Annotated in this window: 21 protein-coding genes and 1 pseudogene; 7 read left to right on the forward strand and 15 right to left on the reverse strand. The window is 71.1% G+C overall.

All coding sequences use genetic code 11. The features are described 5' to 3' along the window. The first annotated feature begins 40 nt into the window (after positions 1–40). From IFT73_RS06255 to hrpA, 3 genes are read left to right on the forward strand one after another with little or no spacing between them, the layout of a single operon-like run. Positions 41–949 (forward strand): neutral zinc metallopeptidase, encoded by a 909-nt coding sequence (locus IFT73_RS06255; protein WP_192166825.1) that lies wholly within the window; start codon positions 41–43, stop codon positions 947–949. Then, positions 946–1719: a type II CAAX prenyl endopeptidase Rce1 family protein gene (locus IFT73_RS06260; protein ID WP_192166826.1), complete on the forward strand. Its 774-nt coding sequence runs from the start codon at positions 946–948 to the stop codon at positions 1717–1719. The genes IFT73_RS06255 and IFT73_RS06260 overlap by 4 nt, the downstream gene beginning before the upstream one ends. Then, positions 1716–5315 carry an ATP-dependent RNA helicase HrpA gene (hrpA, locus tag IFT73_RS06265; protein ID WP_192166827.1) on the forward strand — a complete coding sequence of 1200 codons (3600 nt, stop codon included), beginning with the start codon at positions 1716–1718 and terminating at the stop codon, positions 5313–5315. Before IFT73_RS06260 ends, hrpA begins: the two co-directional genes overlap by 4 nt. A gap of 186 nt (positions 5316–5501) precedes the next feature. Here the strand turns inward: hrpA and IFT73_RS06270 are convergent. Together IFT73_RS06270 and IFT73_RS06275 are read right to left on the reverse strand one after the other, a co-directional pair. Continuing rightward, positions 5502–6020 (reverse strand): annotated as a pseudogene (locus IFT73_RS06270) (GAP family protein); the annotation flags it as partial. Positions 6021–6155: 135 nt separating this feature from the next. Next, positions 6156–6515 (reverse strand): FKBP-type peptidyl-prolyl cis-trans isomerase, encoded by a 360-nt coding sequence (locus tag IFT73_RS06275; protein ID WP_056608901.1) that lies wholly within the window; start codon positions 6513–6515, stop codon positions 6156–6158. A 58-nt stretch (positions 6516–6573) separates the two neighbouring features. Between IFT73_RS06275 and IFT73_RS06280 the strand changes: the two genes are divergently transcribed. Continuing rightward, positions 6574–7620: a zinc-dependent alcohol dehydrogenase family protein gene (locus IFT73_RS06280; RefSeq protein ID WP_192166828.1), complete on the forward strand. Its 1047-nt coding sequence runs from the start codon at positions 6574–6576 to the stop codon at positions 7618–7620. Here IFT73_RS06280 and IFT73_RS06285 read toward each other — a convergent pair. The 4 genes from IFT73_RS06285 to IFT73_RS06300 form a co-directional block, all read right to left on the reverse strand. Continuing rightward, entirely contained in the window at positions 7598–7930 is a 333-nt protein-coding gene (locus IFT73_RS06285; protein ID WP_192166829.1) for a DUF952 domain-containing protein, read from the reverse strand. The two genes, IFT73_RS06280 and IFT73_RS06285, sit on opposite strands and share 23 nt — an antisense overlap. Positions 7931–7940: 10 nt before the next feature. Then, complete coding sequence (locus IFT73_RS06290; protein ID WP_056608907.1) at positions 7941–8390, reverse strand: MarR family winged helix-turn-helix transcriptional regulator; 450 nt, start codon at positions 8388–8390, stop codon at positions 7941–7943. Between the two features lie 80 nt (positions 8391–8470). Next, positions 8471–9688 (reverse strand): acyl-CoA dehydrogenase family protein, encoded by a 1218-nt coding sequence (locus IFT73_RS06295; RefSeq protein ID WP_056608909.1) that lies wholly within the window; start codon positions 9686–9688, stop codon positions 8471–8473. 13 nt (positions 9689–9701) lie between these two features. Then, positions 9702–11021, reverse strand: coding sequence for an acyl-CoA dehydrogenase family protein (locus IFT73_RS06300; protein ID WP_371811169.1), 1320 nt, complete (start codon positions 11019–11021; stop codon positions 9702–9704). A gap of 185 nt (positions 11022–11206) precedes the next feature. On the opposite strand from IFT73_RS06300, the gene def reads away from it, so the two are divergent. Both def and IFT73_RS06310 read left to right on the forward strand, forming a co-directional pair. Then, positions 11207–11836 carry a peptide deformylase gene (gene def / locus IFT73_RS06305; RefSeq protein ID WP_082556181.1) on the forward strand — a complete coding sequence of 210 codons (630 nt, stop codon included), beginning with the start codon at positions 11207–11209 and terminating at the stop codon, positions 11834–11836. 98 nt (positions 11837–11934) lie between these two features. Further along, positions 11935–12822 (forward strand): DUF5343 domain-containing protein, encoded by an 888-nt coding sequence (locus IFT73_RS06310; protein WP_192166831.1) that lies wholly within the window; start codon positions 11935–11937, stop codon positions 12820–12822. On the opposite strand, the gene IFT73_RS06315 is transcribed toward IFT73_RS06310, so the two are convergent. Further along, positions 12809–13612 carry an RNA methyltransferase gene (locus tag IFT73_RS06315; RefSeq protein ID WP_192166832.1) on the reverse strand — a complete coding sequence of 268 codons (804 nt, stop codon included), beginning with the start codon at positions 13610–13612 and terminating at the stop codon, positions 12809–12811. The two genes, IFT73_RS06310 and IFT73_RS06315, sit on opposite strands and share 14 nt — an antisense overlap. A gap of 18 nt (positions 13613–13630) precedes the next feature. Here IFT73_RS06315 and IFT73_RS06320 point away from each other — a divergent pair, with 18 nt between their 5' ends. After that, a complete protein-coding gene (locus IFT73_RS06320; protein WP_192166833.1) occupies positions 13631–14158 on the forward strand; it encodes a YbhB/YbcL family Raf kinase inhibitor-like protein in 528 nt (175 codons plus the stop codon). 70 nt (positions 14159–14228) lie between these two features. Here IFT73_RS06320 and IFT73_RS06325 read toward each other — a convergent pair whose 3' ends face one another. The 8 genes from IFT73_RS06325 to pstC form a co-directional block, all read right to left on the reverse strand. After that, positions 14229–15014 carry a lytic transglycosylase domain-containing protein gene (locus IFT73_RS06325; protein ID WP_371811170.1) on the reverse strand — a complete coding sequence of 262 codons (786 nt, stop codon included), beginning with the start codon at positions 15012–15014 and terminating at the stop codon, positions 14229–14231. 28 nt (positions 15015–15042) lie between these two features. Next, positions 15043–15894: a phosphate ABC transporter ATP-binding protein gene (locus tag IFT73_RS06330; protein WP_192166834.1), complete on the reverse strand. Its 852-nt coding sequence runs from the start codon at positions 15892–15894 to the stop codon at positions 15043–15045. Between the two features lie 126 nt (positions 15895–16020). Continuing rightward, positions 16021–17901 (reverse strand): Ig-like domain repeat protein, encoded by a 1881-nt coding sequence (locus IFT73_RS06335; protein ID WP_192166835.1) that lies wholly within the window; start codon positions 17899–17901, stop codon positions 16021–16023. A 138-nt stretch (positions 17902–18039) separates the two neighbouring features. After that, positions 18040–18957 carry a sortase domain-bontaining protein gene (locus IFT73_RS06340; protein WP_192166836.1) on the reverse strand — a complete coding sequence of 306 codons (918 nt, stop codon included), beginning with the start codon at positions 18955–18957 and terminating at the stop codon, positions 18040–18042. Beyond that, entirely contained in the window at positions 18954–21491 is a 2538-nt protein-coding gene (locus IFT73_RS06345) for a hypothetical protein (protein WP_192166837.1), read from the reverse strand. Before IFT73_RS06345 ends, IFT73_RS06340 begins: the two co-directional genes overlap by 4 nt. Next, positions 21488–23137 (reverse strand): substrate-binding domain-containing protein, encoded by a 1650-nt coding sequence (locus tag IFT73_RS06350; protein ID WP_244632850.1) that lies wholly within the window; start codon positions 23135–23137, stop codon positions 21488–21490. The genes IFT73_RS06345 and IFT73_RS06350 overlap by 4 nt, the downstream gene beginning before the upstream one ends. Beyond that, a complete protein-coding gene (pstA, locus tag IFT73_RS06355; RefSeq protein ID WP_192166838.1) occupies positions 23134–24285 on the reverse strand; it encodes a phosphate ABC transporter permease PstA in 1152 nt (383 codons plus the stop codon). The genes IFT73_RS06350 and pstA overlap by 4 nt, the downstream gene beginning before the upstream one ends. After that, the gene (gene pstC, locus IFT73_RS06360) at positions 24285–25298 is read right to left on the reverse strand and encodes a phosphate ABC transporter permease subunit PstC (protein ID WP_371811171.1); all 1014 of its coding nucleotides are present in this window, start codon (positions 25296–25298) and stop codon (positions 24285–24287) included. The genes pstA and pstC overlap by 1 nt, the downstream gene beginning before the upstream one ends. Positions 25299–25417 lie beyond the last annotated feature (119 nt).

The following is a 25417-nucleotide window of genomic DNA, read 5'->3' on the forward strand; positions in this document are numbered from 1 at the left end:
CCGCCATGCGTGAGCGGGCAACTTCGACCAAGGTGGCGGCATGAGCTTCAACGACGGCGCCAAGCTGGACACGAGCCAGGTCACCGGCGGCGGCTCACGCGGCGGGCTCGCGATCGGCGGCGGCATCGGCGGCCTCGTCATCACGCTGGTCGCGGTGTTCCTCGGCGTCGACCCGTCCGTCATCACCGGCGCCACGAACGGCAGCCCCTTCGACACCAGCCAGGTGCAGACCGGCGGCGACCAGTCGACCACGACGTTCGACCAGTGCCAGACCGGCGCCGACGCCAACCGCGACGTCACGTGCCGCATCATCGGCACCGTCAACAGCGTCCAGGACTACTGGAGCGAGGCCCTCCCGGCGGACGTCAGCCGTCAGTACCGCGCCGCCAAGACCGTCATCTACTCCGGCGCCACGCAGTCGCCGTGCGGCACCGCGTCCAACCAGACCGGCCCGTTCTACTGTCCCAGTGACGAGCGCGTCTACATCGACGCGAGCTTCTTCGACGAGCTCGAGTCGACGTACGGCGCCGACGGTGGCGCGCTGGCGCAGGAGTACGTCGTCGCGCACGAGTACGGCCACCACGTCGAGAACATCCTCGGCATCCTCGCGAAGGGCCAGGACGGCAAGACCGGCCCGCAGAGCGGCGGCGTCCGCATCGAGCTGATGGCAGACTGCATGGCCGGCGTCTGGGCCAACCACGCGTCGACCACCGAGGACGCCGACGGCAACACGCTGCTGCAGCCACTGACGCAGGACGACATCGACTCGGCCCTGTCGGCGGCCGCCGCGGTCGGCGACGACCACATCCAGGAGGAGCTCGGCGGCGGCAGCGTCAACCAGGACACGTGGACGCACGGCTCCAGCGCCTCGCGCCAGAAGTGGTTCAGGACCGGCTACGAGAGCGGCACGGTCAACGCCTGCGACACGTTCGCCACGAACGACCTGTGAGCTCGCCCGCCACGGGCCGCCCCGCCGGCCGGAACCTCACGGTCGAGGTCTGGATCGTCCTCGGCCTGTCCTTGGGTGCGTCCGGCGTCTACGCCGTCGTCAGCCTGATCCGCAAGGCGACGCTCCCCGGGGGGCTGGGCGGCCAGACCGCGACGCTCAACGCGTCCCGCGACGACCGCGAGGTCTTCGACTTCGTCTACCAGGTGCTCGGCATCGGCTTCGCCCTCGTGCCGGTCGCCCTCGCGCTCTACCTGCTGTCGCTCGACCCCGTGAAGGAACGGGTCACCGAACGCCTCGGTCTCGACCGCCACCACGCGCGGTTCGACGCGCTCTGGGGCATGGGGCTCGCCGCCGTCATCGGCCTGCCGGGGCTGGGCCTCTACGGCATCGGTCGCCTGCTGGGCATCACGGCGCAGATCATCCCGGCCCCCGACATCTCGTACTGGTGGACCGTCCCGGTGCTGATCCTCGCGGCGCTGCAGAACGCGATCCTCGAGGAGGTCGTCGTGATCGGCTACCTCATGACCCGCCTGCGGCAGAAGAGCTGGGGCGTCGCGGCGACGATCGTGACCGCCGCGGCCCTGCGCGGCAGCTACCACCTCTACCAGGGCGTCGGGCCGGGCCTCGGCAACTTCGCGATGGGGCTCGTGTTCGGGTACTGGTTCCACCGCACCGGACGTGTCATGCCGCTCGTCATCGCCCACACGATCCTCGACGTCGTGGCCTTCGTCGGCTACTTGCTGCTCGGCGATAGTCTGGGCCTGAAGTGAAGATCGAATACCCCCCGTCGCTGCCCATCACCGAGCGGCACGACGACATCGCCGCCGCCGTGCGCGACCACCAGGTCGTCGTCGTCGCGGGCGAGACCGGTTCGGGCAAGACCACGCAGCTGCCCAAGATCGCGTACGAGCTCGGACGCCGCTCGATCGCGCACACCCAGCCCCGCCGCATCGCGGCGCGCTCGGTCGCGAAGCGCATCGCCGACGAGTGCGAGGTCGAGCTGGGCGCCGAGGTCGGATACGCCGTCCGCTTCGACGACCAGACCAGCGAGTCGACCGCGATCCGCCTCGTCACCGACGGGCTGCTGCTGGCCGAGCTGCAGCGCGACCGTCGCCTCTCGCGCTACGACACGATCATCATCGACGAGGCGCACGAGCGGTCGCTGTCGATCGACTTCCTGCTCGGCTACCTCAAGCAGCTGCTCCCCCGCCGCCCCGACCTCAAGGTCGTCATCACGTCGGCCACGATCGACGTCGAGCGCTTCGCGGAGATGTTCGACGCCCCGATCATCGAGGTGAGCGGCCGCACGTTCCCGGTCGAGGTCCGCTACCGTCCGCTGGCCGAGACCGGCGCCGACAACGAGCTCGAGGCGCTGGCGCACGCCGTCGCCGAGCTGCCGAACGAGGGCGACATCCTCGTCTTCATGTCGGGCGAGCGCGAGATCCGCGACGCCGCGGAGTTCCTCGCCGGCCGCAAGTACCCCCGCACCGAGATCCTGCCGCTGTACGGACGCCTCGCGGCTGCCGACCAGCAGAAGATCTTCAGCAGCCACCCCGGACGTCGCATCGTCCTGGCGACCAACGTCGCCGAGACGTCGCTGACCGTCCCGGGCATCCGCTACGTCATCGACCCCGGCTTCGCCCGCATCTCACGGTTCAGCCAGCGCCTGAAGGTGCAGCGCCTGCCGATCGAGCCCATCTCGCAGGCCAGCGCCTCGCAGCGGGCCGGCCGGTGCGGACGCGTCGCCGACGGCATCTGCATCCGGCTGTACTCCGAGGAGGACCACGACGGGCGGCCCGAGTTCACCGACCCCGAGATCCAGCGCACCAACCTGGCCTCGGTGCTGCTGCAGATGGCGTCGCTCGACCTCGGCGAGATCAAGGACTTCCCGTTCCTCGACCCGCCCGACTCGCGCGCCGTCAGCGACGGCCTCAACCTGCTGTACGAGCTCGGCGCCCTCGACACGCAGGGCCGTGGCGGCACCCGCCTGACGAAGATCGGCCGTCGCATGTCGACGCTGCCGACCGACCCCCGCCTGGCCCGGATGCTGCTCGCGGCCGACCGGCTCGGCTGCCTCGGCGACGTCCTCGTGATCGTCGCGGCGATGTCGATCCAGGACCCGCGCGAGCGTCCGCTCGAGCACCAGCAGGCCGCCGACGAGAAGCACCGCCGGTTCCGCGAGCCCGACTCCGACTTCCTGTCGTACCTGACGCTGTGGACGTACGTCCGCGAGATGCGCGACGAGCTGTCGAGCTCGGCGTTCCGCCGGCTGTGCCGCGACGAGTACCTGCACTGGCTGCGCATCCGCGAGTGGCAGGACGTCCACTCGCAGCTGCGCCGCACCGCCAAGGAGCTCGGCCTCAAGCCCGGCGCGACCGGCGCCGACCCCGACCGCATCCACCAGGCGCTGCTCTCGGGGCTGCTGTCGCACATCGGCCTCAAGGACGCCGACGGTCGCGAGTACCTCGGTGCCCGGCAGGCCAAGTTCATGATCTTCCCGGGCTCGGGCCTGGCCAAGAAGACGCCGCGCATGGTCATGGTCGGCGAGCTCGTCGAGACCGGACGCCTGTGGGGCCGCACCGCCGCCAAGATCCAGCCCGAGTGGGTCGAGGCGGCCGGCGAGCACCTCATCAACCGCAGCTACAGCGAGCCCCACTGGTCGTCGCGCCGCGGAGCGGTGATGGCCCGCGAGAAGCTGCTGCTGTTCGGCATCCCGCTCGTCGCCGACCGCCTGGTGCAGTTCGGGCGCATCGACCCCGTCACGTCGCGCGACCTGTTCATCCGCCACGCGCTGGTGCAGGGCGAGTGGCGCACGAACCACGCCTTCTTCGCCGCCAACCAGCGGATGATCGCGGGCGTCGAGGAGCTCGAGGAACGCCTGCGCCGCCGCGACCTCCGGGTCGACGATGACACCCTCTACGCCTTCTACAACCAGCGCGTGCCCGCCGACGTCGTCTCGACGCGGCACTTCGACACGTGGTGGAAGAAGACGCGGCACGCGCAGCCCGACCTCCTGACGTTCGACCCCGCGATGCTGACCAACGGCCCCGACGACGCCGACGACGAGTTCCCCCGCGAGTGGCACTCCGACGGCCGGTCCTACCCGCTGACGTACGCCTTCGAGCCCGGCATGAGCGACGACGGCGTCACGGTCGACCTGCCGCTCGACCAGCTCATGACAGTCGACGACCGGGCCTTCGACTGGCACGTCCCGGGCCACCGCGTCGAGCTCGTCACCGAGCTCATCCGGTCGATGCCCAAGAGCCTGCGCCGCCAGTTCGTGCCCGCCGGCCAGTTCGCGCCGCGGCTGGTCGAGGCGATGGACCCCGGTGCGTCCGACCTCAGCAGCGAGCTCGCCCGCCAGATGCGCCTCCTGAACGGCACCGTGGTGTCGGCCGACGACTTCGACTTCGACGCGCTGCCGTCACACCTGCGGGTCACGTTCCGGGTCGTCGACGGCACCGCCGAGCTGGGCCGCGGCAAGGACCTCGCCGCGCTGCGCGCCGAGCTCGCGAGCCACCTGCGGGCCGATCTCACGAAGGTCGCCCGGCGCGAGGAGCGCTCCGGCATCCGGACGTGGGACGTCGGCACGATCGAGCCGTCCATCACGGCCGGCCAGGTCACGGGCTACCCCGCGCTGGTCGACGAGGGCACGTCGGTGGGCCTGCGCATCCTCGACTCGGCCGACGAGCAGCACGTCGCGATGGTCAAGGGCCAGGCGCGCCTGCTGTCGTTCACCCTCGCCACCCCGGTGCCGCAGATGGGGCGGTCGCTCGACCTGCACGCCAAGCTGCTGCTCTCGACCGGCCCGCACCAGGACGCCGCCGCGGTGATCGAGGAGTGCTGGCTCGCCGCTCTCGAGTCGCTCGTCGTCCGCCACGGCGGGCCCGTGTGGGACGAGGCCACGTGGTCGCTGCTGCACGACGCCGTCCGGGCCGAGGCGTACGACGCGACCGAGCGGGCGGTCCAGAGCGTCCTCGCGACGCTGCGGGCGCTGGGCGACGTCACTCCCCTGCCCTCGACCGAGGCCGGCGAGGACGTCCGCGTGCAGCTGTCGTGGCTCGTCTACCGTGGGTTCATCCGCGATGCCGGGGTCGATCAGCTGCGGCGCTTCCCGCTGTACCTGCAGGCCGCCGCACGACGCCTCGAGGCACCCCTGACCGACGACCTGCTCGCCGCGCAGGACCTCGAGGCGCGGTTCCACGCCCGCACCGCCGAGCTCTCGCCGTGGTCCCGCCTGACCCCCCGTGTGCAGCACGTGCGGTGGGCGCTCGAGGAGCTGCGCATCGGCCTCCTGGCGCAGCACCTGCGCACCGCGTTCCCGGTGTCGGTCAAGCGCGTCACGGCGTTGGTCGACGACCTCTAGACGCCCAGCCCCAGCCCCTGGGCGGCGTTCGAGGCGACGACGAACCCGATGATGCCGAGGATCCACGCCGTGTTCTCCTGCGCGTTGCGTCTCATCCAGTCGTCGACCCTGCGCAGCACCGGCTCGACGACGCGCCGCGGCCATGCGTCCGGCCAGCAGCAGCAACGCCGGCAGCACCATCACGACGCAGTAGGCCGCGAGCGTCGCCGCGGTCACGGGCCACGACAGGTCGGCGGTCCCGACGAGGCCGATCGCGGCGAGGTAGGGCACCATCGACGCCGCCTCGATGAGTGCCGCGGTCACGGCGAGCGCCACCAGGCCGCGGGTCGAGCCCTCGTCGCCGACCGCGCGCTCGCGCCACTGCGCCAGGCGTCCCGACGGCTCGCGCTTCCTGCGGAACCCCGTCCACACGCCGGCGGCCAGCAGCGCGAGACCGGCGACGAGCTGGGGGCCTGCACGGGTCGGGTGTCGAGCGCGTCGGCGATCTGGTCGGAGAACCTCGCGACACCGGCGACCAGCAGCAGGCCGAGGACGAGGTAGAAGCCCGCGACCGTCGCCAGGAACACGACGATGCGTCCGGGACGGAGACGTCCGGGAGCCAGCATCAGCCAGATCGGGATCAGGAGCGTCCCGAAGCTCGTGCTGTCGACGAGGGCCAGGACGACCAGGGTTCCGAGCAGTGCGACCGTCATGCGCCCAGCCCATCAGGTGCCGGCGGTCCGCACATCCCCCGCGCGACTACCGCGGCCTGGCCGAAGGTCGTAGACGCACGAGTGGCGCAAGACGGTTGCTTCCCGAACCGGGAAGCAACAGTCCTGCGCCACTCGCGAGGGCGTGGGGTCAGACGCCGAGCAGGTCGATCACGAAGACGAGGGTCTTGCCCGACAGGCGGTGTCCGCCGCCGGCGGGGCCGTACGCGAGCTCGGGCGGGCACACGAGCTGACGACGTCCGCCGACCTTCATGCCCGGGATGCCCTGCTGCCAGGCGGCGATGAGCTGCGGCAGCGGGAACTTGGCGGACTGGCCGCGGTCCCACGAGGCGTCGAACTGCTCGCCGGTGTCGAACTCGACACCGACGTAGTGGACGTCGACGAGTCCGCCGGGCACGGCCTCGGGGCCGTCGCCGACGATCAGGTCGGTGATGGTGAGCTCGGTGGGCGCGGGCCCCTCGATGAAGTCGATCTCAGGCTTGTCAGTCATGGTCCCGATCCTTCCACACCACCGCGCCGTCGCAGCCCGGGCCTGACAGACTGGACGCATGCGCGCCACCGTCCTCCACGCCCCCCGCGACATCCGCCTCGACGACGTCGCGGCCCCCCAGCTGCAGCTCGACACCGATGCCGTCGTCCGGGTCGTCGCGGCGTGCATCTGCGGCTCCGACCTCTGGCCGTACCGCGGCATCAACGCGGTCGGCGAGCCCGCCCGCATCGGGCACGAGTTCGTGGGCATCGTCGAGCAGGTCGGCGCGTCGGTCTCGACCGTCGCACCCGGCGACTTCGTCATCGCCCCCTTCACGTTCTCCGACAACACGTGCCAGCTGTGCGAGCGGGGCGTCCACACGTCGTGCACCAACGGCGGCTTCTGGGGCACCACCGACAAGCAGGGCCACGCCGTCGACGGCGGCCAGGGCGAGGTCGTCCGCGTGCCGTGGGCCGACGGGACGCTCGTCGCGACCCCGTCGCAGCCCAGCCAGGCCATGGTCGCGCAGCTGCTGACGCTCTCGGACGTCTTCCCGACGGGCCACCACGCCGCGGTCTCGGCGGGCGTCACGGCGGGCAGCACCGTCGCGGTCGTCGGCGACGGCGCCGTCGGCCTGAGCGCGGTGCTGGCGGCCAAGCGGCTCGGTGCCGGACGCATCGTCGCGATGTCCCGCCACGAGGACCGCCAGCGGCTGGCCCGCGGCTTCGGGGCCGACGAGATCGTGGCCGAGCGCGGCAAGGAGGGCGCGGGCGCCGTCCGCGAGATCCTCGACGGCATCGGCGCCGACTTCGTGCTCGAGTGCGTCGGCACGGCCGACAGCATGAAGCAGGCCATGCTCTCGGCGCGTCCCGGGGGCCGCATCGGCTACGTCGGCGTGCCCCACGACGTCGTGCTCAACGTGCCCCAGATGTTCGGCCGCAACATCGGCCTGGCCGGCGGCGTGGCACCCGTCCGCGCCTACATCGAGGAGCTGCTGCCCGACGTGCTCGACGGCACCGTGACGCCCGGCGACGTGTTCGACCTGACGGTGCCGCTCGACCAGGTCGCCGACGGGTACCGCGCGATGGACGAGCGCACGGCCGTCAAGACGATGCTGAGCCTCTGACGTAGGGCTCGGCCGACACGACCGCGTCGAGGTTGACCGGCCCGTACACGTGCGGGAACGGCAGGGGCTGGCCCGGGACGTCGTCGAGCTGCCACGGGGACGTCAGCAGGTCGGTGTCGATCGTCAGCAGCACGACGGGCTCGGTGACCCCGCCGTAGAAGCGCTCGTGCACGCCGTCGACCTGCTCGGGCTGCGAGCAGTGGATGAAGCCGACGTCGTCGAGGTCGAGGCCCAGCGTCGACACGCGGTACTCGCCCGTTTCGCGCGCGTCGGCCCAGGCGTCGTGCAGGGCGAGGTGGTGGATGCGCACGGTCGGCGGCTCAGAAGTCGCGCTCGGCGCGGTCGTTGAGGCGGGTCAGGCTGCGCGCGAACGAGGCGACCTCGTCGGGCGTCCAGTCGTCGATCAGCGTCACGAGCCGCTCGTGGCTCATGCGCCGGTAGGCGCCGACCCGCTCGACCGCGACGGGCTCGGCGACCAGCAGCTGGGCGCGTCCGTCGTCGGGATCGGGGACCCTCGACACCAGGCCGAGGCGCTCGAGCGTCGCGACCGACCGGCTGGCGGTCGACTTGTGCACCCCGAGGTCCTCCGCGAGCTCGGACCCGCGGATGCCGTCGGGCGCGTCGACGATCGCGAGCAGGAACGTGAAGTTGCCGTAGTCGAGCTTGGGGTGGATGTCGACGAGGTGTCGCAGCGTGCGCTTGCGCACACGACGGACGAAGCGGGTCAGCTCGACGTCGACGTCCAGGCCGGCGGGGAGTTCATTCGTCATGGCTGAACCCTATAGAACGACCGGGCACCCCCTCGTGCGAGAGGGGATGCCAGGCAGAGAACGTGTCTCGCTCGCAGGGCCTAGCGCAGCTCGGACGAGCTGAGGTTCAGCAGGCGACGGGCCACGATGAGCTGCTGGATCTGCTGCGTGCCCTCGAAGATGTCGAGGATCTTGGAGTCGCGCGACCACTTCTCGATCAGCTCGTTCTCGCTGTAGCCCAGGGTGCCCGCCAGCTCGACGCAGCGCAGCGTGATGTCGTTGCCGACGCGCCCCGCCTTGGCCTTGGCCATCGAGGCCTCCATCGAGTTGGGCTTGCGGTTGTCGGCCAGCCACGCGGCCTCGAGCGTCAGCAGCAGCGCCGCCTCCCAGTCGGCCTCCATCGCGATGAACGTCGCGGCGGCGTACGACTGGGTCTGCGCGGGACGGTCGTAGTCGATCTCGACCCCGGCCTCCTCGAGCAGCTCACGGGTGTCCTCGAGCGCCGCGCGGGCGCAGCCGACGGCCATGCCGGCCACGAGCGGACGCGTGTTGTCGAACGTCGCCATCGCGCCGGCGAAGCCCTGCTTGGTGTCGATCTCGGGGTTGCCCAGCAGGTTCTCGGCGGGCACCCGGCAGTTGTCGAGGACGATGACCGCGGTGTCGGACGCGCGGATGCCGAGCTTGTGCTCGAGCCGCTCGACCCGGATGCCCGGCAGGCTCTTGGGCACCAGGAACGACTTGATCGCGGCACGACCGAGCTTCTTGTCGAGCGTCGCCCACACGACGACGGAGTCGGCACGCTCGCCGGACGTCACGTAGATCTTCTCGCCGTTCAGGACGTAGGCGTCGCCGTCCTTGACCGCCGTCGTGACGATGTTGGCCGAGTCGGAGCCCGTGCCGGGCTCGGTGATGGCCATCGCGGCCCACGTGCCCTTGAAGCGCTCGAGCTGCTCGTCGTTGGCGACCGAGGCGATCGCCGAGTTGCCGAGGCCCTGGCGGGGCATCGAGAGCAGCAGGCCCACGTCGGCCCAGCACATCTCGATGATCGACAGCACCGACGACATGTTGGTGCCGTTCCTGACCTTGCCGGCCTTGGCGCCGTCGTCCTCGTCGCGGCGGACGCCGGCTGCGCCGGCCCCCTGCCCCTGGCCGGAGTCGCCCATGCCGTCGACGAGCGAGGCGAGCAGGTCGAGCTCCTTGGGGTAGGCGTGCTCGGCGAGGTCGTACTTGCGCGAGTTCGCGCGCAGGAACTCGTCGGCGACCTGGTGGGCCTGCTTGATGAACGGGCGGAACTTGCGGGGGGTCTCGAGATTGATCATGGTGTGTCCGCCCTCAGACGAGGACTGCTCCTTCCATCAGGCCGACGGCTCGCAGGTCGCGATACCACCGCTCCACCGGGTGCTCCTTGACGAAGCCGTGACCACCGAGCAGCTGGACGCCGTCGGTGCCGATCTTCATGCCGTACTCCGACGCCAGGCGCCGCGCGAGCGCGACCTCACGGGAGAAGTCGAGGCCCTGCTCGGCCCGCGAGGCGGCCTTCAACGTCACGAGCCGCATGCCCTCGAGCTCGATCGCGATGTTGGCGACCATGAACGCGACGGCCTGGCGGTGGGCGATCGGCTCGCCGAAGGCCGTGCGGGTCTTGACGTACTCCGACACGTAGTCGAGCACGGCGCGCCCCGTGCCCAGGGCCAGACCGGCCCAGGCCAGACGCGACAGGCGGATGCACTCGCGGTAGTCGTCCGCGGCACCCTCACCGAGCACGGCGTCCGCGGGCACCTGGACGTCGTCCAGGACGAGCCGGCTGAGACCGGCCGCCCGCAGACCCATGCTCGGATCGGCTTCGATGGTGACCCCCGGGGTGCTCGACTCCACGAGCACCAGGGTCGGGCCGCTGCCCTCGAGGTCGACCGCGACCACGAAGAGCTCGGCCTCGCGGCCCCGCACGACGGCCGACTTGACGCCGTTGATCGTCAGGCCGCCTCCCTCGGCGCGGACGGCGGTGGTCCGCAGGTCGAAGGGGTCGAACAGCGCGCGCGGCTCGGCGACGGCCAGCGCGGACGCCGGGACGTCGTCGCCGGAGAAGGCGGGCAGGTACGTCTGCTGCTGGGCGTCGGAGCCCCACAGCGAGATCGCGGTCGCGACGGCGGCGGGAGCCAGGCACGCGACGGCCTGGCCCATGTCGCCCTCGGCGAGCGCCTCGGCGACCAGGACGCCCGTGACGGCCGAGCGGTCCTCGGACAGGCCGCCCAGGCTCTCGGGGATGTTGAGCAGCGTCAGGCCGAAGTCGCTGGTCTGGGCCAGCACCTCCTTGGATGTGTCGTCGGACGACTCGGCGTCGCCCGCGGCGGGACGCAGCACCTCGGCGGCGAACTCCTTGACGACGCCGACGATCATCTGCTGGTCCTCGGTCGGTTCGAGGTCGAACACGCCGCTGTCGGACGTGCGCGCGAGGCGGGCGGGCTTGCCGCCGCCCTTGACGCGCTTGAACGCGCGGGTCGTGGCGCCGGCGACGCGGAAGCCGCCCTTGGCACCCTCGTAGACGGCGCGTTCGGTGGTCTTGCGAAGTTTGAGCTTGTCGATGGTCGGCGAGCTGGCGATGCGGTTGAGGACCGCCAGGCCGATGCCCATGGGATCGCGACGAGTGGCCACAAGGACTCCTAGATGACTGCGGTGCTGCGACGACGGTGCGACGTGGTGTCGCCCCGGACCAAATGTAACTGAGAGTTACGGCTTCGGTCACGCATCGTATCCGACCTCACATGCGGGGACCAGGGGCGCGCGCCGCGGACGCCGTCGATAGCCTTGGGACGACCCGATCACGAGGAGCGCCGAACGTGCCCAGCAGCGCCGATTCATCCCGTTCGACCAGCCCGAGCCAGTCACGCCCCCTGCCCGGCGGCGGCTCGGTCCGGCCGATCACCCGGTGGGGCACCCCCGTCATGCACCGCGAGCTCGCCGACGTCACGCAGTTCGACGACGAGCTGCGCACGCTGGTGGCCGACATGGTCGCCACGATGTACGCCGCGCGCGGTGTCGGGCTGGCCGCCAACCAGGTCGGCGTCGACCTGAAGGTGTTCGTGTTCGACTGCCCCGACGACGACGACGTGCAGGTCACGGGCGTCGTGTGCAACCCCGTGCTCGTGCTGCCCGAGGGCCGCGACCGCAACCTCGAGGACGCCGACGAGGGCTGCCTGTCGCTGCCGGGAGCCTTCACGGGCTGCGCACGCCCCGACGTCGCCCGCGTGACGGGCCTCGACGAGAACGGCGAGCCGGTCGCGTTCGAGGGCACCGGCCTGCTGGCCCGCTGCCTGCAGCACGAGACCGACCACCTGCACGGCACGGTGTTCGGCGACCGCGTCCCCGAGCGGGCCCGCAAGAAGCTCTACAAGCAGCACGCCGAGCTGGCCGACGGCTACCCCGACGACTGGCCCGTCACGATCCTGCTCGACGAGGACGACGAGTAGACCTCGCCCACCCACCCCTCCCGATCCGTGTCGTTGCGCGCCGGATGAGCCGTCCGGGCGCTAGCGTGAGTCCACACCGACCAGATCGAGGAGCGTCTATGTCCGGCATGCCGTACGTCCGCGACGCCCGTGACGTCCGCCGCGTCCTGCGGCTCGTCGAGCGCGGCACGATGCCCTCGACCGTCACGGCCCGGCACCTCGTCGCCAACGGCATCCCGCAGGACGACGCCGACTGCGTCCGCGAGCTGCTCGAGTCGCTCGAGTTCGTCACCGCGGCCGGCGTGCCGACGTCGGTGTGGGTCGGGTACCGCGAGTCCGACGACCGCTCCAGCGTGCTGGCCGAGGCCCTGCGCACGGCCTACGGGCCGTTGCTCGACGCAGCCGACGACGACGCGCGCGCCCGGGTCATCGCGCAGGTCGGCGACGTCCGGCCCGAGGACGTCCCGTCGGTGCTCTCGACGTTCACGGCGCTGTGCGAGCTGTCGGACGACAGCACCGACTCCCCCGTCGCGGCGACCGCGCGGCAGCGGCGCGCCGTCGTCAGCCACATCAGCCGCCTGCTGCAGACGTCGATCGCCGAGTTCGAGACCGCGCGGGTGTGCCTGCAGCACGACCTGACCCGTCCCGCGATCGTGTCGGCCTGGAACAGCCTCGCGGCGCTGGCGTTCGCCCACCTCGCCGACGACGACTTCGCGATCCTGCGCACGTCCGGGCGACGGGCCGGGCTCGGCGCCGACGAGCTCATGCGCCGTGTCGACGGCGCCGAGCTCATCGAGCTGCTGGTCGTGGCCGAGCGGGTCGGCGGCGACGACCGCGTCGTGCTCGAGCGCCTGCTGGCCGAGCGCGACGAGTGCGCCCACCCCGTGCCGCCGGCGCCCGACCGCGACCAGACGGCGGCCTACCTCAACGCCGTCCTCGCGCAGGCCTCGCAGCTGACCGAGCACCCGCTGGCCCATCACGCGACCGGCGACGTCAGCGACGCCTGAGCTCCCAGCACGTCACGGCGACCGACGACGCGACGTTGAGCGAGTCGATGTCGGCCGCCATCGGGATCGTGACGCGGTGGTCGGCCTGCTCCTCCCAGTGCGACGACAGCCCGTGGCCCTCTGAGCCGACGATCACCGCGAGCCGCTCGACGTCGCGGGGCACCTCGTCGATCGGGACCGAGTCGTCGGCCAGGGTCATCGCGTACGTCGTGTAGCCCGCCTCGCGCAGCAGGTCGGGTGCGGAGTACCAGTCGTCCACCCGGGCGTACGGCAGCCAGAACACCGAGCCCATCGACACCTTGATCGCGCGACGGTACAGCGGATCGGCGCACCGCGGGGAGAGCAGCACCGCGTCGAACCCGAGTGCCGCCACGCTGCGGAAGATCGCCCCGACGTTGGTGTGGTCGGCCAGGTCCTCGACCACCACGACGCGACGGGCGGCGTCGAGCACCTCGCGGGGTGACGGCAGGTCGGGACGTTCGAGGGCCGCCAGCGAGCCGCGATGCACGTGGAAGCCCGTGAGGCGCTCGATCGAGGCGTCGTCGAGGACGAAGCACGGTGCGTCGGACGCGTCGAGGACGTCGGCGAGCCCGTCGAGCCACCGCGGTGACATCAGGAACGAGCGAGGTCGGTGACCCGACTCGACCGCGCGGCGCACGACCTTCTCGCCCTCGGCGAGGAACAGCCCGCGCTCGGACTCGAGGCGCAGGCGCAGCTGCACGTCGCGCAGATCGGTGTAGTCGCGCAGCCGCGGGTCGTCGAGGTCGTCGAGTCGTACGATCTGGGCCACCGGGCTAGCGTAGATGTCATGAGCCTCGACCGACCCGTCACACCCGATCCGTACGAGCTGCTGCCCTCCGTGGCGAGCTTCACCGTCACCAGCGAGGACGTCACCGACGGCCAGCCGCTGAAGGACGACCAGGTCGCCGACCAGGGCAACACCTCGCCGCAGCTGTCGTGGAGCGGTGCGCCCGAGGGCACCAAGTCGTTCGTCGTGACGTGCTTCGACCCCGACGCCCCCACGCCGTCGGGCTTCTGGCACTGGGTGGCCGTCGACATCCCGGCCGACGTCACCGAGCTGGCGACCGGTGCGGGAGCGTCGGACGACTCGCTGCCCGGCGCGGCCTTCCACGTCCGCAACGACGGCGGCAGCCTCGACTTCACGGGCGCCGCTCCCCCGCAGGGCGACCAGGTGCACCGCTACTACTTCGTCGTGCACGCGGTCGGCGAGGAGACCCTGGGCGTCGACGCCTCGGCCTCCCCCGCCGTCGTGAGCTTCAACCTGGCGTTCAAGACCCTCGGCCGCGCAATCGTCCACGGCACCTACGCGCACTGACCGTCGTCCCGCGGACGTCATCACGGTTGCGGCGGATCGCCCACGCTCGTGATGACGTCCCGGTCGGCGCTCAGCTGGCGTACGCGTTGGCGTACGCCAGCACGGTGCGCACGTAGTCGTCCGAGTGGTTGTACGAGAAGATCGCTGCCGTCCAGCCCTGCGCGGTCGTCAGGTCGCCGCCCGACGCGCACAGGTACCGCCCGGCGGCATACGCCGCGTCGGCGATGTCGGACGGATCGGTGACGCCGTCACCGTCGCCGTCCGACGCCCAGCGCTCCCACGTCGACGGGATGAACTGCATCGGCCCGACCGCGTGGTCCCACGTGGGGTCGCCGTGCCACTCGGTCGTCTCGGGGGTGGCCCGGATCGCCGCGTTACCGTCGGTGCCGTCGAGCGCCGGGCCGACGATCGGCTGGGACGTGCGCCCGTCGGTCAGCAGGTAGGCCCCGCCGTCGGTGCCGTGCAGCGACTCGACCCCGCCGATGCCGGCCAGCGTCGTCCAGCCGAGCCGGCAGGCCGGCTGCTCCGACGCCAGGCGCAGCGCTGCGGAGCCGTACGCCCGCACCGCGACCTCACCGATGCCGGTGCGCTGCGACGTCGCGCTCACCCAGTCGCCCGAGACCTGCGAGCCGCTGGACGGCGGGGTGATCGCGGCGGCCTCGGGCACGACGGGCTGGAGCGGCTCGGGCGCCGCGGTGGCCGTGTCGGTGGCCGCCGGGACGCCGGCCGCGTCGACGGGCGGCTCGGCCGTGAAGGCCGACGCCGCCGCCATCCCGATCGCGACCATGACGCACAGGGCGACGGCGATCAGCAGCGCCTCGCCCACGCCGAAGCCGCGACGCACCTGATCAGCCACGCCCCCATCCTCGGCCGTCGTGCCTCGCTCAGCCAAACCGGCCGTTGACGTAGTCGGACGTGCGCGGGTCCTGCGGGCTGCCGAACATCGCCTCGGTGTCGCCGTGCTCGACGATGACGCCCGGTGTGCCCTGGGCGGCGAGGAAGAACGCGCACTGCGACGACACGCGTGCAGCCTGCTGCATGTTGTGCGTCACGATCACGATCGTGACCTCCTGCGCGAGCTCGAGCATCGTCTCCTCGATGACGCGGGTCGACGTCGGGTCGAGGGCCGAGCACGGCTCGTCCATCAGCAGGACGCGCGGCTTGATCGCGAGCGAGCGGGCGATGCACAGACGCTGCTGCTGGCCGCCCGACAGCCCGCCGCCGGGCGCGTCGAGGCGGTCCTTGACCTCCTTCCAGAGGCCGCCCTTGGTCAGGCACGACTCGACGAGCTCCTCGCGGGCGTCCTTGTCGATGCGGGTGCCGGTGAGCTTGAGGCCGGCCAGCACGTTCTCCTCGATCGACATCGCCGGGAACGGGTTGGGCTTCTGGAACACCATGCCGATCGAGCGGCGGGCGTCGGTGAGCTTGCGCGACGGGTCGTAGATGTCCTGCCCGTCGAGGAGCACCTCGCCGGCGAGCGACGCCGACGGGATCAGCTCGTGCATGCGGTTGAGGATGCGCAGGAACGTCGACTTGCCGCAGCCGGACGGTCCGATCAGCGACGTCACCCTGCCTGCCGGCATCGTCAGCGAGACGCGGTCGAGCACCTTGTGGGTGCCGAACCAGGCGGACACGGCGTCGGCCCGGATCTCGGCGAGGCCGCCCGTCGACGCGACGGCGGGGACGACCTGCGTGGCGTCGTCGCGGGTGTGGCCCTCGTCAGTGATCACGGTCATGGTGGTGGCCCTTCTGGGTGGTGCGGCGCGATGGTGGAGGGGTGGTGCGGGACGTGCGGAGCCGGCTCCGCGTCCGAGGGGACGCGGAGCCGGCGACGTGGTGCGGCGCAGCGTGGTGCACGGTGCCTACTTCGTGACCTTCAGCTTGACGGCCTTGGTCGACGAACCGTTGACGTTCGCGTCACCGGCGAAGGTGGCCTTGATCTTGTAGGAGCCCTTCTTGAGCTTCTTCAGCGTGATCGTGGCCTTGCCGTTCTTGACCGTGCCCTTGCCGACGGTCTTGCTGCCGGCCTTCAGGGTCACCTTGCCGCCGGCCTTGAGGGCCGAGCCGGCGATCTTGACCGTGACGGTGGCCTTGACCTTCTTGCTGGCCTTGATGCTCTTCTTGCTGAGCTTCAGCGAGGCGGCCGACGAGGCCTTCGAGATCGACAGCGAGCCCGCGGCCGAGGACGGCGACGTGGAGCCGTCGCCGTTGTAGGTCACCGTGACCGCGTACAGACCGGCCGCAGCCGCTGCGGGCATCGTGACGGAGGCGGAGCCGCCCGACAGGCCGACCGTGGAGACGACGCCACCGGCGTTGACCGTGACCGAGCCTCCGGCGGGCGCACCGTCCGACGTGACGCTGATCGGGACCGAGGCGCCGCGACCGAAGATCGCGCCGGCGGAGCCGACGCTGACGGCCGAGGTCTTGAGGACCGTCGTGGCCGCGCTGCCGGACTGCGACGCGGTGAAGGTCGCCGCGTTGGTCGGGTTGTACGTCGCGGTGTAGGTGTGGGCACCCAGCGCGACGTTGGTCAGCGTCAGTGTGGCCGAACCGCCGATGACCTGGCCCGTGCCGATCTTGGCACCGTTCTCGGAGAACACGACCTTGCCGTTGGGCAGGCCCGAGGCGGCGCTGACGGCGGCCGTCAGCTTGACCGACTTGCCGTTCTGGGCGGCGGCCGAGAGCGTCGTCGTGGTGGACTGCGCGACCGAGTTGCTGGTCGTGAAGTTCGTGACGTCGGTCTGGCCGAAGGTGCCGCAGGCACCGCCGGCGGAGCCGACGCTGGCGAGCTGGTCGAAGCCGGCGGCCTCGATCAGCGGCTTGGCGGCGGGGCTGCACACGAAGCCGTTCGGTCCGAAGACCGACTGGATCAGCGTGCCCTTCGCGCCGCTCAGGTCGGCGGTGCGCACGACGTTGTAGAGCGCGCGTTGGGCCGAGAAGCCGCCGATCGTCTTGATCGTCGAGGCCGTCTTGGCGCGTCCCGTCGAGAACGGGGCGATCGCGTTCGGGTTGTCCTTGATGTCGACGTCGCTGTGCTCCTGCGTGGGCGTGACGTTGGCGCCCAGCGTCACGCTGACGCCGCCGTTGCGCGACTTGAGCTGCGCCTCGAAGAACGAGCGCGTGCCGGAGCCCGACTGCGGGATCAGGGGCTTGATCGTGGCGGACGGGGCGGAGCCCGCGTAGCCGGTCGTCTGTCCCCACGTCGTGATGGTGCCCTGGTAGATCTTGACCAGGTCGGCGTCCGAGATGCTGGCCGGGGCGTTGGTCGCCGACGACGAGACGGCGAGCTTCAGCCCGTCGACCGCGAACGCCGACTGCTGGAGGCCGTCGGTGATCTCGGCCGGGCTGAGGCCCGACGACGAGCGGGCGAAGTCGACGTCGGCGTTGTTCGTCGCCGGACGCAGGAGCGTCTTGCCGGCACCGGAGCCGTTGGGGCGCGTGATGGGCGACGCGCCGGCCTTCAGGACCACCGTGGCCGGGTCGGTGCCGGCGGCGAACGAGGCGATCCGACCGGAGGTCCTGTCGGCGTTGAATCCCTCGATGCCGTTGTGCCCCTTGGTCAGGTAGTCGAGAGCGATCTCCGTGGTGTCGGACCCGGCACCGGAGAGATCACCGGTGGTCGGCGTGAAGCTGGGGTCGTAGATCGTGGGTGCCGCGCTGGCCGAGGTGGCCATTCCCGCGGTCAGGGCTGTGGTGGCGACGACTGCGCCCGCCACGGCCAGGGAGACTCGCTGACGAATCATTCCGGTGTGTCCTTTTCTTGAACGTCCTGGGCAGCCGGGGTGCTGTCCCACGAGCAAACTAGACGGGCCGCGGCGGGCTCCGTGGCGTTTGAGATGAACGCCGGGTGTCCATTGGCGGGCCACTTGGACTCCCTGCGATTACAGGAGATTCGGCAGCAGATACGTCGTCAGGTCGGCACTCGTCCACGCCAGCGCGAGGATCACCGGAGCGCCGATCAACCACGTCCTCGCGAGGCCGAACCGGCGCCGCGCCACGAGCACCCCGACCGTCACGAGGGCCAGCGTCCCGAGGCTCAGGGCCAGGGCCGGCATGACGCTCCGGTCGGCTGCCATCGCGACCTCGGAGGGGGCGATGGCGTTCAGCCGACCCGGCGGCGCCGCGAAGGTCTCCCCCGTCGACGTGGCGTCGACGTAGACGACGTCGCCGGGCGTCAGCGCCGACGCTCCGTCCGACGTGACCATCGTGATGCGCGACGACGTGCCGCTGGGTGCCGGCGGCATCGGGTCGCCGGCTCGGCGGACAGCGCCCAGCGTGTAGGTGGCGGTGCCCTGCCCGGTCACGACCGTCATCGTCGCGCCCTCGGCGTCCGACAGGATCGGGGCGAACGGCCGGCCGAAGGTGCTCGACCGGCCGTAGACCAGGGACACCCCGACCTGTCCGGGCAGGACGGTGTCACGGCGGTGGCCGGGACCGTCGAGCAGCGTGCCGGCCGAGGTGCCCTCGGCGACGACCTGCTCCCAGCCCAGCGACGGGATGCTCATCACGGCGACCGGCGCACCCGGGGCGATGATGCCGCCCGTCGGCGCGGTCGCGGCCGCGAGCTGGCCGCGGAACTCGTCGTACAGGCGATCCTGCGCGCGTCCCTGCTCGATGCCGCCGAGCACCATGAGCTGCGCCAGGAACCAGGCCACGACGACCGCGAGCACCGTCAGCGACGTGCTGACGACCGACACGACGTCCGAGACGGGCTCGGCGGTCGGGGGCGCCTGCTTGACGAGCGGCCACATCTGGGCGGGGCGGGCGAACCGGCGACGTCCGCCGAGCACGGCGGTCATCGGCGCCTCCTCCACTCGGCGACCAGACGGGTCCCGGGTCCGCCGAGACCCGCGAGCAGCAGCAGCGCCAACAGCACGGGCAGCAACGACTGGGCCGGGCGGGAGCTGTTCGACGCCGTCGCGATGACGTCGGTCGTCGGCGTCGCCGCCGCGGCCGGGGTCGCCGCTGCGGCCTCGGGCACCTCGGGCACCTCGCCGCCGGCGGCGGGAGCCGAGCCGCTCCCGGCCGGCGTCGACGTCTTCGGAGCAGCCTTCGTCGGCGTGGCGGCCGGCTCCTTCTGCGCCTCGATCAGCGAGGCGACCTTCTGCGCCTGCGAGTAGAGCGCAGCCGTCACACCCTTCGCACGGATGGGCACGAAGCCCGCCGGAAGCCTGCCGTTGCCCGAGCCGGGCACCTGGCCCTCCGTCGTGGCGATGCGGATGAACGAGGCGATCGTCCTGGCCTCGGCCTTGTCCATGCCCCGGAGCTTCGCGACGGTGTAGACGATCATGGTCCCCGGGTAGGCGCCGGGCGTCTTGCGCAGCGTCGACTGCGAGAGGGCGAACGCCTTGCGGACGCCCTGGGGCTCGGCGACCTTGACGGCCGCCGAGATGCTCGCGTCCGACGGTGCGACGAACGTGCGGGCCGCACCCGATCCGGTGCGCAGCGACGCGGTGTGCAGCCCGTAGCGCTCGGCGTCACCGAGGCTCACGATGCCGAGCATGAAGCGCGTGCCGACGCCCTGGCGCTCGATGCGCCCGAACTTGCAGGGATCGCCGGACGAGGAGCGCTCGGCCTTGGTCTGCACGTTCGGCCAGCCGTCGAGGACGGCCTGCGCGATCTTGGAGATGCTGTTGACGGGAGCGGCCACCTGGGTCAGGTACGGGGTCGTGTTCTGCTGCTCGCACTCCTGCGCCGAGGTCGGCACGAAGGTGTCGAGCAGCGGGAACGAGCTGACCGGCAGCTTCAGCTTCTTGTAGGTCGGGTTGACGACCATGCCCCACGGATCGGGCTTGCCGGCGATGAACGCCTTGGCGTCCGGGTCGTCCGCGATGTAGGACGTCAGGCTCGAGATGACGTCGGAGTCCTCCGACAGCGACAGCACCGTGGCCGCGGCCTCCCGCGCGATCGAGTCGAGCCCTGGGTTCAGCGACTGGAACTCGGGGTCCTGGTTCATCGACAGCGGGTTCTTCTCCATCCCCGGGTGCTGCTGTCCGCGCGTGGAGCCCGCGTACGACTGGCTGAGCAGCTTGGCCAGCAGGCGGGGCGTGAGGTTGAGCGTCCGGCGCTCCCCCTTGTTGTCGGGCTCGTCGACGATGAACGCGATCGCGAAGCCGGTGACGGCCGTCGGGGCGTAGCCGATGCGTTCGGTGGAGTCGGCCTCGCGCGTCCCCGACACGAACGCCGCGGGGGCTCCACCGTTCTCGACCAGTGCGAACGCGGGCTCGTCGCCCAGGCGGTTGTGCTGGAACTTGAAGCGCTTCGTGTTGAGGCAGTAGGCCGGGGCCCACTGCAGCGAGGCCTGGCTCATCAGCTCGGAGCCGTAGACCGCCGTCGGTGCGCGGCTGTCGAGGACGTCGCACGCGTCGGGCGGCAGGCCGAACGTCACGGGCACCACGACGCGGTTGCGCCAGTTCGACTCGGACCACCAGTACACCGGCGAGACCGCGGCGTCCACGCCCTCCGAGGCGAAGTTGCTGGCGCCGGGACGGAAACGGCCGGTCTTCTGGCACTCGACGTCGGCGTCGACGCAGCTCAGGCCCATGATCGGGATAACGACGATCGAGCAGGCGGTGCTGCTGGTGCAGCCCAGCGACTCGTTCTCGGTCGCCGACCGCATCTCGTAGTTGACCGATCCCTTGCCGTCCAGGTCGCTGAACGCGGAGACCTCCGCGGGCGGGAAGGACGCTCCGACGGCGGCCTCGGGAGGCATCGTCTCGGCGCTGCACGCGGTGTACGTCTTGCCGGACGCCGCCACGAACGGTGTCAGGTGGGTCGAGAACGACTCGACGTCCTTGCAGTCGGCCGGGATCGGGTCGGCACCGGTCTTCTGGGCCCGGGCCGCATCGTCCGCGTACCGGTCGTGGCGCCAGACGGCGTCGCTCTCCGACACCGACTGCGACCGCTGCTGCCGCGTCGAGGTCCAGCACGTCGTCGGGTCGAGCTGCTGCGCCTTCGGCAGGGACGGGTCGTCCTGGCCGCGGCACTGCATGATGACGACGGGGTACTCCTGCTTGAGCCCGTTCTCGCCGTAGGGGTCCGAGGCTCGTCCACCGCTCGGGTGCGCGCCCGTCCACGAGATGCCGACCCGCTCGCGCCCCCGGAGGTTCGCCGTGTGGTCGACCTTCACCGAGAACTCACGGGAGTCGATGGTCTCGACGGTCCCGTCGTCCTGGGTGAACTCGCGGGTCACGGTCTTGGTCTGGCTGAACGGCGCGACCTGGTCGGCGCCGTCGGCCGACGCGCGCCCGTCGCCCGAGGCGACCATGAGGCCGACCAGCACGAGCCCGAGGACCAGCGAGACGATCTCGCGGGGGCGGATGAGGGTCGTCATGACCAGGCTCCCTGCTTGCGTCGCGCGCGACGCTTGAAGTAGACCGCGCCCACACCGGGCGCGAGGATGATCGCGATCAGCTCCAGCGCCGCGAGGGCGCCGAAGACCTTCGTGTCGCCGGCACGGCCCGCGACCAGCTCGGTCGGCACGGCGACGGCCGCCTGGGACGTGTCACCCGTGGCCGTCTCGGTCGTCGGCGCCGCCACCCCCGTCTCGGGATCGACCGCAGCGGGTGCGTCGCCGGCAGCGGGAGCCGCGTCGACCGGCGTGCCGCCCGCCGAGGCAGCCGCACCCGGCTTGGCGGCGGCCTCGGGCGTCGTCGGGGCCGTGCCGGTCACGGTGCCGCAGGGCCCGGTGCCGACCTTGTCGCACGCGGGCGGCTGCGGGGCGATCTGCGCGAGCTTGTTCTTCGACAGGTCACCGGCGACGAACGTGGGGTTGTTGCACTTGGTGACGTCGCGGTCCTTGACGTCGACCGCCGGGTCGGCCGCCGACAGCTTCTTGAGCTGGTCGAAGCCGGCCTGCACCAGGTTCAGCGGCAGCGGCGAGTAGCCGTACGGCCCGGCCTTGCTCTGGCCCTGGCACAGCGAGTAGAACATGAAGTCGGTCAGCGTCTGGCGCTTCGACGTCGTCATGCGCTGGTCCTTCGCGCCGGTCGGCAGCAGCATGTACGAGTACGACGACAGCGGGTACGCCCGCGGGTCGGTCGAGGTGTAGACGCCGTCGAGGATCGACGTCAGGTACGCCTGCGAGCTGGGGTCGTTGTTGATCTTGGCCTTGGTCAACGCCACCGCGACGTTGTACTGCGTCGGCTCGACGAAGTAGCCGGCCTTGTTGAGCAGCTTGACCACGGGGTACTTCTTGTTGACCGGGTACGAGTACTCGACGTAGCCGATCGTCCCGTTGCCGGAGCGGCTCGAGATCGTGTTCATGACCTGGTCGGAGCCCGCCGCGCCGATCATCTTGCTGCCCGACTTCTTCGGGTAGTACGACGTCAGGCCCGTCTTGCCGAAGTAGGGCTGCCAGATGCTCGGGAACTGCTTGTCGAGCCACGCCGTGAACTGGGCGGTGGTGCCCGATCCGTCCGAGCGGACGACCGGGACGATCGTGAGGCTGGGCAGCTTGCGGCCGTTGTTGTCCTTCGTGATGGCCGGGTCGTTCCAGTTGGTGATCTTGTTGGTGAAGATCTTGGCGATCGTGTCGCCCGACAGGCGCAGGTCCTTGACGGGCTTGCCGCCCACCTGCACCTGGTACGTGAACGCGGTGCCACCGGCGACGATCGGCATGTAGGCGAACTCGCGGTTGCCGGCGGTGTCGACGGCACCGAACTCGTCCTTGCCCTGGTAGGGGATCTCGGTGATGCCGAAGTCGGTGACGTTCGACGCGAAGTCCTTGCGGCCCTGCGACGACCCGGCGCCGTTGTAGGTGATCTTCATGCCGTTGGCGTCGACGTCGGAGATCCACTGGGCGACGATGCCCTGCGACCACGTCGACCCCGAGCCCTCGATCTGCGAGTAGGCGGCCTGGGCCGGATTGGCCGTCACGATCATGAGGGACGACGAGAGCACGGCCACGAGGCCGGCGAGTGCCGCCTTGGCGCGCCGTGACGACGGACGGCGCGAGAGGACGTTCAGGTGGGTGTTCAACGGGATCCCTTTCGGGGACGGGCCAGCAGACGAGCGGTGACGAACAGGACGAGGACGATGGCGAGCAGGATCGCGGCGGCCCCGTAGGCCCGCTCGATGTAGATGGGCTCGCCGCTGCGGACGGTCGAGAAGATGAACAGGGGCAGGGAGTTCATGACGCCCTCGGTCGGGTTGGTGACCATGAACGACGCGGCGCCCGACGTCAGCAGGACGGGTGAGGTCTCGCCGATGCCGCGGGCGACGCCGAGGATCACGGCCGTCGCCAGGCCCGGACGGGCCGTCGGCAGGACGATGTGCCACACGGTCCGCCAGCGCGAGGCGCCCAGCGCGAGGCTCGCCTCGCGCAGGTTGCCCGGCACGACCCGCAGCACGACGTCGGACGCCCGGGCGATGATCGGCAGCATCATGACGCCGAGCGCCATCGCGGCGGCCAGGCCCGAGCGCGGGACACCGAGGCCGACGATCAGCGTCGTGTAGATGAACAGGCCGGCCACGATCGACGGCAGGGCCGTCATGGCCTCGACGATCGTGCGGACGATCCTGGCGAACCGTCCACCGATCTCGGTCATGTAGATCGCGGTGCCGATGCCCAGTGGGATCGCGACGACGATCGCGATGCCGACCTCGATCAGCGAGCCGACGATCGCGTGCGCCACGCCGCCCCGGTCGAGCGGGTCGCGCGGGCCGACGCCGGCCATGTCGTCGAAGAACGTGTTGAGGTGCAGCAGCGGCTTGTAGCCCTTGGCGAAGATGAACAGCACCGTCGACACGAGCGCCAGGCCGACCAGCCCCGCGGCCAGCGTGATGACGGTCGTGACGATCCGGTCGACGACCTCGGGCCGGCCGGCGTCGATCGCCGTGATCACGGCCAGCAGCACGATGCCGAGCACGATCGTGACGGCGACGAACACCAGCGGCCCGTCCCACGGCATGAGCCGTCCGCAGATCAGCCACGACAGCGCGAGGGCCGCGACCCAGCAGCCGACGAGCTCGAAGCGCTGCTCGGCGGTCGAGCGGCTGAGGGTGCGCCGGGCGTGCACGGGGACCGAGTCCGTCGACGACGGCTCGGTGCGCACCGAGGTGCGGGCTGCGGGGGCCGACGAGGGCTCCGGCGCCAGGGCTGGGCGGGGGTCGAGGTCGATGCTCATCAGGCGTCGGCCCCCTGTCCGGACCGGCTGCGCGCGACCACCATGGCGGCCAGCGTGTTGATGCCGAGCGTGATCAGGAACAGCACGAAGCCGGCGGTCAGCAGCGCCTGCAGCTGCAGCGACGTCGCCTCGCCGAAGCGCCCGGCGATCAGCGCCGAGATCGAGTTGGTGCCGACCTCGAGCGGCTTGATCTTGAGGTCGAACGACGGCGAGATGATCAGGACGACCGCGATGGTCTCGCCCAGCGCCCGGCCGAGGCCCAGCATCGTGCCGCCGATGATGCCGCCCTTGCCGAACGGCAGGACGACGGTGCGCACGACGCCCCAGTGGGTCGCGCCGAGCGCGAAGGCCGCCTCGCGCTCACCGGGAGGGGCCTGCGAGAACACCTGCTGCATGACGGCGCAGGCCATCGGGATGACCATCATGGCCACCGCGATGCCGGCGACGAACGCCGATGCGGTGTACCGGGTCTGCTCCCACACCGCGGCGTTCGGATCGGCGTCGACCCGGAAGAACGGGATGAACCCGAGGTGCTGGTGCAGCCACAGCGCGAAGGCGCTGGCGTGCGGCTGGATCAGCGTGAAGCCCCAGAGCCCGTAGATGATGCTCGGCACGGCGGCCATCAGGTCGACGAGCGAGACCAGCGTCGCCTTGATGCGCGCCGGGGCGTACTCCGCGATGTACAGGGCCGTCAGGAGCGACAGCGGGAACGCGAACATCAGCGCGACCGCGGCGATCGTGAACGTGCCGACCAGCACCGCGCCGATGCCCAGGATGTCGGCCTCGGGCTGCCACTGCGTCTCGGTCAGGAAGCCGAAGCCGTAGCGGCCGAAGGTCGGGACGGCCGAGAAGGCCAGGAACAGGCCGATGCCGGCGGTGATCGCCAGGACGGTCGCGGCGATCGCGCGCGAGCCGAGGACGAAGGCCCGGTCGGAGCCGGACTCGTCGATCCACAGGTCGCGTGGCTCGTCCTCCTCCAGCTCGGGCAGGGAGGAGCGCAGGGTCGTGCTCACAGACGGGGCTCATTTCGCGACGGGGTTCGAAGGTGTCGCGAGGAACGTAGGCCACCGAGAGCGTGTCCCGGACCGTCTGCGGTGAACGACGCATGAACGCAGGACGTACCTTCGCCGCA

This window comes from Aeromicrobium sp. CFBP 8757 (assembly GCF_014841755.1).
Classification (GTDB): Bacteria; Actinomycetota; Actinomycetes; order Propionibacteriales; family Nocardioidaceae; genus Aeromicrobium.